Source organism: Pseudomonas meliae (assembly GCF_001400515.1).
Taxonomy (GTDB): domain Bacteria; phylum Pseudomonadota; class Gammaproteobacteria; order Pseudomonadales; family Pseudomonadaceae; genus Aquipseudomonas; species Aquipseudomonas amygdali.
Genome location: NZ_LJQT01000318.1, coordinates 1 through 1,218 on the forward strand (window position 1 = coordinate 1; position 1,218 = coordinate 1,218).

The 1,218-nt window shown below is 52.1% G+C and carries 3 protein-coding genes; all 3 read right to left on the reverse strand.

The window, feature by feature from the left end:
* On the reverse strand, positions 1-216 hold a 216-nt coding region (locus ALO64_RS14905), incomplete at its 3' end, for a hypothetical protein (RefSeq protein ID WP_054083410.1).
* Positions 217-253: 37 nt separating this feature from the next.
* A complete protein-coding gene (locus ALO64_RS14910; protein ID WP_044345859.1) occupies positions 254-667 on the reverse strand; it encodes a TraR/DksA family transcriptional regulator in 414 nt (137 codons plus the stop codon).
* A gap of 35 nt (positions 668-702) precedes the next feature.
* Complete coding sequence (locus ALO64_RS14915) at positions 703-927, reverse strand: carbon storage regulator (protein WP_044345858.1); 225 nt, start codon at positions 925-927, stop codon at positions 703-705.
* Between the last annotated feature and the right edge of the window lie 291 nt (positions 928-1,218).

The window sequence follows — 1,218 nt, forward strand, 5'->3', positions numbered from 1 at the left end:
CTTTGGCTGTGCAGCGGCCCATTGGATATAAGCGCTTTCGATCAACCACGTAGCATCAGCGGCTGTGGGTACAGGATTGAGTGCTATGTGAGCCAGCTTTTTTTCTATCCACGTCAGCAGTGCGGTACGCCCTGCTGGACAAGGCATTAGATCACGCTCCAAATGGTTGGCAAGCTCTGAGATAGCCACATCGCGCTCGGCACTTTTTGCAGTCATCGCAATTCTCCTGGATCACTTCGCTGCGGCGACTTTACTAGGCCACCTGGCGTTGGTGCATCCCCTTGGCCTCCAGCACCCGCATCGATTCGACCGAGTACAACGACTCGGGGACCAGTAGCAGGCGTTTTAGGCCTATGGCCTCGCCAGTCTCCTGACAAAAACCGTAGTCGCCCAGAGCGAGAATTTCCAGGGCCTTAAGCACATGCCTCAACGTCTGTCTGTCCCTTTCTATCATGCTTGCTGCCACCGCTCTGTTTTCCTCATCGGAAGCGAAGTCTGCTTCGTCCGAATGACGCTCGATCTCGCAACTGGTCTGATAGCTGAGCAAGCGATCACGAAGCTCTGCGGCTTTGACCTCCAACCGATCTTTGAAAAAGGCCAGCTGGTCTACGCTCATGTACTCGTCCTCAGCTTGATCCAGCAGTTGCTCAACGCTCATCAATGCCATCTTGTGCTCCTGACATGGTTGGTCATTCAAACTTCCTATCGAGTGACCAACGAGCGCCACCGGCGCTTATGAGTAATAACAGAACCAGGCTTGCCATCGGTCATTTCGTTATCAACGTTTCTGCTCTGGGCCTCGACGGCATCTGCAGCTTCAATCTGGATAAGTACATCCCCAGTATCCTCTGAAACGCTTAGGACTTGGATCTGAATTCCTTCGCCAATCATAATATTTTCACCTTCGCGGCGAGTCAGAAGGAGCATACGATTTTCCTATCTATATATCAGCGTTCATCCTGTTCGGTAGGCAGCGGTGGCCATTTCTGGCTAAACCTTGACATAAACGATTGATCCCAATGACTTACCCCTGATCTTTTCATTGCATCCGTCTCGGGTACACCTTCAGCTATCATTAACTCCGAGGCAAGCCTCGATCAACGCTTTGCGCAGCTCAGGCATGTCATGCCGACCTACATTGCGAATGGCCTCTGCAACAATTGGTGCCGCTCGATCTGCCCAAGACATGGTGAATTACCCTTAGGGAGGCGCTGCAAA

Excerpts from the sequence above, each read along its gene's own strand:
- ALO64_RS14910 (WP_044345859.1), bottom strand. The coding sequence starts at position 667 with ATGGCATTGATGAGCGTTGAGCAACTGCTGGATCAAGCTGAGGACGAG.
- ALO64_RS14915 (WP_044345858.1), bottom strand. The coding sequence starts at position 927 with ATGCTCCTTCTGACTCGCCGCGAAGGTGAAAATATTATGATTGGCGAA.